The sequence below is a fragment of the Fibrobacter sp. genome (assembly GCF_045601785.1).
In the GTDB taxonomy this organism is placed as follows: Bacteria; Fibrobacterota; Fibrobacteria; order Fibrobacterales; family Fibrobacteraceae; genus Fibrobacter.
Map to the genome: position 1 here is coordinate 1 of NZ_JAZSAF010000032.1, position 8,897 is coordinate 8,897.

Annotated in this window: 5 protein-coding genes and 1 pseudogene; 2 read left to right on the top strand and 4 right to left on the bottom strand. The window is 52.8% G+C overall.

Going from position 1 to position 8,897, the window contains the following annotated elements:
* Positions 1-454: pseudogene (locus tag ACKI61_RS05120) on the bottom strand (primosomal protein N'); the annotation flags it as partial.
* A gap of 127 nt (positions 455-581) precedes the next feature.
* On the opposite strand from ACKI61_RS05120, the gene ACKI61_RS05125 reads away from it, so the two are divergent.
* Positions 582-3,503 carry a DUF349 domain-containing protein gene (locus ACKI61_RS05125; protein ID WP_407456698.1) on the top strand — a complete coding sequence of 974 codons (2,922 nt, stop codon included), beginning with the start codon at positions 582-584 and terminating at the stop codon, positions 3,501-3,503.
* Between the two features lie 59 nt (positions 3,504-3,562).
* Positions 3,563-4,522, top strand: a complete 960-nt coding sequence (locus ACKI61_RS05130; RefSeq protein WP_407456699.1) for an L-threonylcarbamoyladenylate synthase — start codon at positions 3,563-3,565, stop codon at positions 4,520-4,522.
* Here ACKI61_RS05130 and gmk read toward each other — a convergent pair.
* The 3 genes from gmk to ACKI61_RS05145 all read right to left on the bottom strand — a co-directional run bounded on the left by gmk (position 4,519) and on the right by ACKI61_RS05145 (position 8,745).
* Positions 4,519-5,082 (bottom strand): guanylate kinase, encoded by a 564-nt coding sequence (gene gmk, locus ACKI61_RS05135; protein ID WP_407456700.1) that lies wholly within the window; start codon positions 5,080-5,082, stop codon positions 4,519-4,521. The genes ACKI61_RS05130 and gmk overlap by 4 nt on opposite strands.
* A gap of 143 nt (positions 5,083-5,225) precedes the next feature.
* Positions 5,226-6,140 (bottom strand): glycosyltransferase family 2 protein, encoded by a 915-nt coding sequence (locus ACKI61_RS05140; protein ID WP_407456701.1) that lies wholly within the window; start codon positions 6,138-6,140, stop codon positions 5,226-5,228.
* A gap of 13 nt (positions 6,141-6,153) precedes the next feature.
* A complete protein-coding gene (locus tag ACKI61_RS05145) occupies positions 6,154-8,745 on the bottom strand; it encodes an NPCBM/NEW2 domain-containing protein (protein WP_407456702.1) in 2,592 nt (863 codons plus the stop codon).
* Between the last annotated feature and the right edge of the window lie 152 nt (positions 8,746-8,897).

An 8,897-nucleotide genomic window follows, 5' to 3' on the forward strand; every position in this document is an offset into this window, starting at 1 on the left:
AGGGGGTAGCGCGAGACTTGTCGGGCTCAAGCGAGGGGGAGGCTTCCCCCTTTTCAAAAGCAAGCGCGGCGAGATACTTCTCGAAATCGGCGGGCCAGAATACGAACATCGCCTTCATGGGGGTGCTTATATAGTACCTTGCCGTCCATTCGAGCAGTTCCATGTAGCGATCGTTGAACGAAAAACCACTCTGGTGGGGGTATGCGGGACGCACATCGAATGAGGGACGCTCCTGGTGGACTCTTGCGACAAGGGCGAGGGCCGGTTTTTTGCGGGTGGCAAACTGTACCCAGACGACGTCTCCGCGCTTGAGTGTTACACCCAGGGGAACGCCATAGGTGTAGACATCGGGGGCCATGGGTATGTACACTTCGCAAAAGTCCGTCAATGTGCCGGATTTGAGCTTCTGGTGCACTTCTTCGGGTGCTGAAAGTTTGGGAATACGCTTTGCCACGGGCTAAAAGATAGTTAATACCACAAAAAGCACCTATTTTTCAATCTTTTTTGTTGCAAAAAACTTTTTTTGTTAGATTATAGGATGCAAATCCCCTTTGGGACTTGCCATACTATTGGAGATCTCTATGAGTGTATTTGACGTCTTTAAACCGAAGTGGCAGAATTCTAACCCCGCCAAGCGCCTGGAGGCCATTGCTGAGTTGGGTGCGGACAATCAGGACGTTCTTGAACGCATTGCCCTTTCCGATGACGAGGCCTCTGTAAGGGCTGCAGCCGTAAAGAAGCTGACCCTTATTGCTTCGCTGTTGAAAATTTCGAAGGACGATGCCGATGCAGATGTGAAGCGTCTCGCCAAGAATCGCTATTTGGAAGAAGTTGTCAAAAAGCTCAAGTCCGCGGCCGAACCGAGTGCCGAGGATCTGTCTTATTTGAATGATCTCAAGGACACGCATTTTGCTGAAGATTTGCTCAAGGGCGTGAATACGTCTGAAACCGTGCGCGCCGAGCTGGTGAAGATTTGTGACAAACAGTCTGTTCTCGCGATGGCTGCCATCCGCGACTTGAACGACGACATTGCAATGGCCGCCGCCCGCAAGGTGACTTCTGACTCCCTGCTCCAGGACATTGCAAAAAGTTCCAGACAGCCTGAAGTGCGCAAGGCCGCAAGCGAAAGGCTCCGCGCCAGAAAGGATGCCGAAGATAATGGCAAGAAGGCCGCCGAACTTTTAGCGAGCAAGCGCGATGCCCTGGTGCAGCAGGCTCATTCCCTTGCGGCTCGCAAGGATCCGCTTGCCGTGAAGCCCCAGTTCGATGAATTGATGGCCGAAGCGTCTAAGCTTGGCATGGGCGACAAGCAGGCTACGATCGATGAAATCTACGCAAGCTTCAAGAAGTTCTGCGACGAAGCCGATGCTGCGCGTATCGCTGCCGAAAAGGCTGAAGCTGAAAAGCAGGCAAAGATCAGTGCGCTGACGGCCTCTCTCGAAGAACTCGAAAACTTGATTTCGGAAAACAAGGTTTCCGACAACGCGGCCCGCGTCGAAGAAATCGTGGGCGAATGCACCGAAGGCAAGTCCCTGATGGATGCCGCCTGGGTGAAGCGATTCAACAACGCTTTCTTCAAGGTACAGGAATTTAACAAGCCCGTCGAAGTGGCTTCCGAAGCTTTGGAAGCAGAGAACTCTTCTGCCCGTCCTGAACTGCTGGAACGGCTTAAGGCTCTTGCCGATACCGACGTGAATGACATGACGCACAAGCACCTCAATGTCATTGTTCGCGAATGGGACAAGCTCAATGTGGTTAGCGCCATGGAAGGTGACGACCCGATGCTGAAGGAGTACAACGCCCTTCGTGATGCGCTCTCGGTCAAGATGAAGGCGTACGAAGAGAATGCCCAAAAACGCTTTGAAGAAAATTCCGAAAAGCTCAAGGCCATTATCGCTCGCGTGAATGCCCTTGACGAAAATGAAGACTTCCGCGAACTGAACAAGAAAGTCCGCGAATTCTACCAGCAGTGGAAGGAAATCGTGGGCGACAACAAGTTCAAGTACCACGACCTGTGGCAGGAATATAAGGCCGCTACGGCCCGCTTCCAGGAAATGCAACAGTGGGAAAACTGGCATAACGAAAAGGACCGCGACGACTTGCTCCTCGAAATGGATGAACTGACCAAGGAGCCCGGTAGCCAGGCTGTTCTTCAGAAACTCAAGGAAATTACCAATCGCTGGAAGGAGATTGGACCGATCTCTGCAGCCAAGCTGCAGGAATACCGCGACCACTTCCAGAGCAACTACGAAAAGATCAAGGAAAATTGTGCCGCCTTCATTGAAGAGATGAATGCCGAGCGTGCGAAGAACCTTGAAGAGAAGGAAGCCCTTTGCGCCCGCATCGAAGAACTTGTCAAGAATACGGAAATGTTCTGGAAGGACAAGTACAAGGTGATGCAGGAAATTCAGGAATCCTGGAAGAACGTGGGTATGGTCCCCAAGGAAAATGTGGCTGCCCTGACGGAACGCTTTAAGGCCGCTGCCGCAGCGTTCTACGCCCAGCACAAGGAAAACCTGAAGGCCGAAGACGAATCCCGCGAAGCCAACTACGAAAAGAAGGTTGCTTTGTGCATGGAAGCCGAAGCGCTCAAGGAATCCAACGATTGGAACGCCACTTCGAACAAGTTAAAGCAACTCCAGGAATCTTGGAAGTCTGTGGGTCCGGTACCTAAGAGCAAGTCCGATGAAATCTGGACACGCTTCCGCACTGCCTGCGACGCCTTCTTCGAAAAGAAGCGCGCTCACTTTGAAGAGATGGATGCTTCGAAGCAGAAAAATTTGGATGCGAAGAACGCACTCTGCGAAAAGCTTGAAGCGATGGATGCCGCTGGCCAGGGTACTCTCGAAGAACTCAAGGCTGCCGAAGAGGAATGGAAGTCTCTCGGTATGGTGCCGAAGGAAGCCATCGAGACCATCAGCAACCGCTACAATACGGTCTACAACAAGATTCTTGACCGTCTTGCCCATGCTGATTCAACCTTGGCTCAGGGCCTCGACGACATCAAGCAGAAGAAGATCGCGATGATCGACAAGGTTCGCCAGTTTGCAGAAAGTGCAGGCTCCAACCAGCTCGCCGATGCCGTTCGCGAACTTCAGAAGGAATGGCGTGAACTTGGATTCTGCGGCCTTGAGGACATGGACCTTTATAAGCAGTTCCGCGAAGTCTGCGACGACTTCTTTACCCGTCGCCGTGACCAGCTCGACATTCAGGAACAGGCACGCCAGAACAACCTGCAGAAGAAGCTGTTGCTTTGCGAACAGGCCGAAGATCTGCTCAACGATTTGAACGAGCAGACAGTGGGTGCTTCGATGAACAAGGTGAAACATCTGCGTCGCCTGTGGAAGGAAGTAGGTGCCGTACCGCGTGAACAGTCCGAAAAGACCTGGAAGCGCTTCAATACCGCCTGCGACAAGGTGTTTGCCTTTGGCCGCAAGGACCAGGAAGGCGACGCTAATGCTGCTAACGCCGCTCCTGCTGCAGAAGCTCCGGCGGAAGGCTAACCTAACCTTTTCATAAAATTGAATCGCAGGCTTGTCCTGCGATTTTTTATTTTTGGGGTATGCAATTCCCTCCTTGGACAAGTATTGATGATGCCGCGCGTCTGCTCCACGATGGACATGTCGTCGCGATACCGACCGAGACCGTTTACGGGCTCGCCGGAAATGCCTATGAGCCTAAGGCTCTAGCGCAGATTTTTGCAATCAAGGAACGCCCGACGTTTGACCCGCTGATTGTCCATATTTGCGAAATCTCGCAGTTGGCAGATGTTGCCGAAAATATTCCAGAGGCGGCGTATGCGCTGGCGAAGGCCTATTGGCCGGGCCCGATGACGATAATTTTACCCAAGAAGGAATGTATTCCGGATTTGTGCACGAGCGGTCTCCCGTCTGTGGCGGTGAGATTCCCGAGCCACCCGGTAGCGCAAGAAATTATCTGGAAAGCGGGCGTGCCCCTTGCGGCTCCGAGTGCGAACTTGTTCAAGCATGTGAGCCCGACGACGGCCGAGCATGTGGCGGCGCAACTTGCTGACCGGGGCCTTGCGGGCATTGTGGATGGCGGCCCCTGCAACGTGGGTGTGGAAAGTACCATCGTGTCGTTGGTGGGTGAGCCTACGGTGCTTCGACCGGGTGCGGTGACGCCCGAGATGATTGCTAAAGTCATCGGTGATGTGAAAATAAAGGAATCGACTTCTAAACCTGGGCAAGCTATGGCCGCGCCGGGGCAGTGCGATACGCACTACCGCCCGCAGGTTCCGCTCCTTTATGGCAAAATTCCCGAGGGCTTTACGCTCCCGGAACACTGCGTGCGGATTGCCTTCGGCAATACCCCCGGCGTGATTCCTGCAACGCTAAACCTGTCTGAAACGGGCGACATGCTCGAAGCGACGGCGAAGCTCTATGCCTACATGCACGACCTCGATGATCCGAAGTATGACATGATTCTAGTAGATCCGATTCCGAATGTGGGAGTCGGCATGGCACTTAATGACCGCCTCAAACGGGCGAGTATCAAGTATTAGTCTTTCTTCTTTAAAATTTCGCGGAGCTCGTTCGCTGCGCGCTCTAGGTCGTCGTTGATGATGACGTATTCGTACTTGCCCTTGGTCTTGGCGAATTCCATTTCCTTTTTCGCATTGTGAAGGCGGAGTTGGATGACCTCCTCGGAATCGGTGCCGCGTCCACGCAGGCGCTTTTCGAGTTCTTCTTCGCTGGGCGGCAGAATCAAAATGCCGGTCGCGTCGGGGTACACCTTGTCGAAGTTCACCTTGCCGAACACGTCGAGGTCGAATAGCACGCGGTTCCCTTCGGCAAGTGTCTGCTCCACGAAACTCTTCGGTGTTCCGTAGTAGTTGCCGTGGACTTCATTCCATTCGATGAGACCGTCTTCCTTGATGAGCTTTTCGAATTCTTCCTTGGTTTTGAAGAAATAATGAACTCCGTCGATTTCGCCTTCACGGGGCTTTCGGGTGGTGGCCGAAATGGAATACTTGATATCCGGAAAATCCTTGATGACCAAATCCTTGAGGGTGGTCTTTCCTGCGCCGCTTGCGGCACTCATTACAAAAAGTTTGTTCTTCATATCGTAGCTTTGAGTTCGCTCGCGTGGCTCGCTTTGAGGTTTGAGTTCGCTCACGTTCGTTCGCTCTGAGGTTTAAGTTAGGCGGCCATGCCGCATTTATTATTGCTCAAAGGGCCTTTGGGCCCGTGCTCGTTGCTCACTGCTCATTCCTTCTTGTCTTCTATGTAAAGCGGGCGCTGCTTGACTTCGTCGTAAATACGGCCGATGTATTCTCCCAAAATTCCGATGGAAATGAGCTGCACTCCAGCGAAGAATACGATGGCGGTCATGAGCGATGCCCAACCGGGAACCGTCGTTGCAGGAGAGAGAATTTTTTCAAGGATTGACCAGACGAAAACGCCGAAGCCTACGATGGCAGCGAAAAGTCCCAGGTAGAAACTGAGCTTGAGCGGTGCGGAGCTGAATCCCGTGATGCCATCGAAGGCGAGCCGCACCATTTTCTTGAGAGGGTACTTGGATGTCCCTGCGGTGCGTTCGGCACGGTCGTACTTGACGCCGATTTTCTTGAAGCCAACCCAACAGACGAGTCCGCGCAGGAATCGGCTGCGCTCGGGCAGGTTCTTGAGCTGGTTCACCACGCAGCGGTCCATGAGGCGGAAGTCGCCTGTGTCGGGCGGAATGTCGATGCTCGTGAGCTTGCCGATGAGTCGGTAGAAGCAGAACGCGGTAAAACGCTTGAAAATGGTTTCGCCCTTGCGCTTGTTCCTTTGGGCGTAAACGACCTGGTAGCCTTCGTGCCACTTTTTGAGCATTTCGTGAATCAGGCTCGGCGGGTCCTGCAGGTCGCCGTCAATAATGACGACGGCGTCGCCCGTACAATGGTCGAGACCGGCGCTGAAGGCTGCCTGGTGTCCGAAGTTTCGACTGAAGTTGATAATCTTGTTGTTCGGGTTCTGGGGCAGGAGCGATTCCACGATTTCGCGTGTTCTGTCCTTGGAACCGTCGTTCACAAAGATGAGTTCGTGCTCCACATCCTTGAGTTCTTCTTCGAGGACGCGGTAGGTCTCGGCGACGATTTCTTCTTCGTTATATACCGGAATGATTACAGATAACAACATACTTTACCTAGTGCTACGGAATGAGAGCGGGGTTCACGATGTCAACGTGGTCGCAATCCTTTTCTTCGAGAGAGTTGGTCTTGATGGTAAGAGTCGCGACATTTTTAACATCAAGTTCGGCACTTTTCAGTTTGTCGTAGCTGAAGCGTCCGCTGTCAAAAATCATGCGTCCATCGGCGTAGACCTGCAGCTGAACGCCGTCGCTGCAGAGCGATTCTTCGTCGAGCCCAAAGCCCATCTTGAAAGCCTTAAATTTTTTCCCAATGTCAAAAACGGTTTCGGAGGAGGCATGAATGCCAAATCCGTTGTGGTAGAACTTGCTGCCAATTTTAAAGGCGTTGTCCTCGATGGACTTGTCGATGTGGAGCTTGCCCCAGGCCTGCTTGTGTTGAACGACGGGAATCTCGGTGAGCGGAACGGCGCCCTTGGCTTTGTTGAAGTAGAACTTCTGGATGTCAGCCATGACTTTTCCGGTTTCGCGGTTCTGTACGACAAATTCCATCTGGTTGTAGCCAGATAGCAACTTGTCTTCGCTGATTTTGCCGGCAATGCTTCCGGAAATGTAGGTGGCGTGGGCGAGCGTGTCGCCGTTTGCAATCACGATGTAGTCCCAGTTGCTTGCGGCGGCGGATTTTTCGTTCAGGTTGAAGCTGTAGCGAAGAGCCGGCTTGGCCTCGAGAGAATCATCTTGCGCAGCTTCGACGAATTCTAGGTCGAAAACGGCAATGATGTTTTGCGGGTTGAATTCCTTGCGTCCGTTGAACTTGGCGATTTGCACCCAGTAATTGTTTGTTATCAGGATGTTCTTGATGCCTTCGAGATCCATGTCGCGTTCAAAGACGTCGCAGGTTGTGGCGATGCGGTGCTCGACGGCCTTCTTGTGGTAGGTGTGGCTGTCCCAGCAGTCGAGCCCTCGGATGTAATAGACTTCGCCTTGGTACCTGTCAATCAGGTTTCTCAGTTCCTCGGATGACATGCTGCGGGCACGGTCGTAATGGATGGACGATATCCCGTAGCCTACAAAGTGCCAGGGCCTACCATAGATGAACATTCGGTCTTTTTGGGGCTGTTCCGCGAGCCATCCGAGAATCTCGTGTTCTTCGATGGTCAGGTGGTTGCGGTTGTACATGATGTTCTTGTTGAAGTCTTCCTTGTAGTGGAATGTCCAGGCGGTGAATAGGAGGCCTGCGATAAGCGTGACCAGGAATGCGGTGGCGGCGTTCTGCTTGATGTCTTTTCCGCTCATGGAATCAATCAGCTTTTTGACGAGGTGAGCCACCGGGAGTGCTCCTACGAAGGCCATGGACGGAAGCATCACTAGGCTGTAGCGCTGGTTGATTTGAATGCTGAAGTCACCCGAGACGTTTTCGAGAATGATGTAGGTCTGGATGTGGTACAGCAGAAGGAAGACGAGTACTTTGAGATAGAAGAAGTCCTTCTTCTTGATGCCCATGATGGTGCGCAGGAGCAGGTAGGCGGCACCCGCTGCAAAGAGATAGTTGAAATAGGTGAGGAACGGGTTCTCGAGCTCGCCCTTGCTGTTGAGCGGCTTGGTCATTTCGGCCCAGTTGCGTTGCAGGTCTTCCAGGAAGTGTCCGTGGGCTTCGAATTCACCGCCCTGGAAGCCGAATCCCTGGAAGTAGCTGATGGTAAGAAGCGCGGGAACAGAGAATGCCGAAAGCAGCACGAAGAAGGTGGGAGCCTTGGCGCTCTTGCTGTCGAGAAGTTTGGGAAGGGCGAAAACGATGAAAGCGAGTAGGCAGAAGGCGGTTTCTTGGCGGGTCTGCACGAAGAATGCGAGGACCAGGGCAAGAAGCGCCCAATGCTTGATGGTGTTCCTGTCGTAGGCCCATTTGAAAATGAAAAGCGAAAGTGCCGAAAGAAAAATGTAGAGCGGCTCCACCGACATGGCTCGGAACTGGAACAGGACTGTGGGCTGGAGAGCCGTAAGGAGTGCGGCGAAGAAGGCGAGCAGGGGCTGCCTTGTCCAGGCGACCACCGCAAGGAACATGAGAAGGATCGCAAGCGGGAGCATTAGGAGCTCCATGTGGAAAATCCAATGCAGATCGTTTCCCATCAGGGGCATACCGAGCAGGTACAGGAAGGCTAGTCCCTTGGTCTTGAAGCTGTTCGAGGTGGCGACGCAGTTCAACTTGCCGTTTTCGAAAAATCCCTGGTTGCAGGTTCCCGACTCATGGTTGTAGTACATGTTCTGGGCAACCGACATGAATACGCTTTCATCGCTTTGGACGCGGTGCCGCGCTTCGATCTGCGTTGCCGCAAATATGGTAATGACCACGGTGAAGGCGATCATCAGAATCGAAATGCTTTTGGGAGGGAGACAGCCCTTAAACCATTCATGAAAGTACTTCTGCAAATAATCACGAAGGTCCTTGCTCAGCGAGATGAACAGTACGGCTGCAGCGATGAACTGTATGATGAATAACGGTAACGGAAGGTTTAGGTCCAGCTCCTTGATGATATTTTTGTGTCCGACATTTGGAGCAAGATAAATAAGGAAGGGAATTGCGATGGCTACCAGAAGGCCCACGATTGTTCCCGGATGAGCCAAGTTCTTCAAAAGTCCATTGATGAAAGCTTTCATTCTATAAATATAAAAAAAGGAACCCACCCGCACAGCGGGTGGTTCTTCATATACGGGCCCTGCCCTAGGTTACTAGCGACGCGTTCGACGCGTTGCGCAGTCTGACACCTGCGTGCGGTCCTTACCGGCGAGCCCGTAAACGGGCTACATCT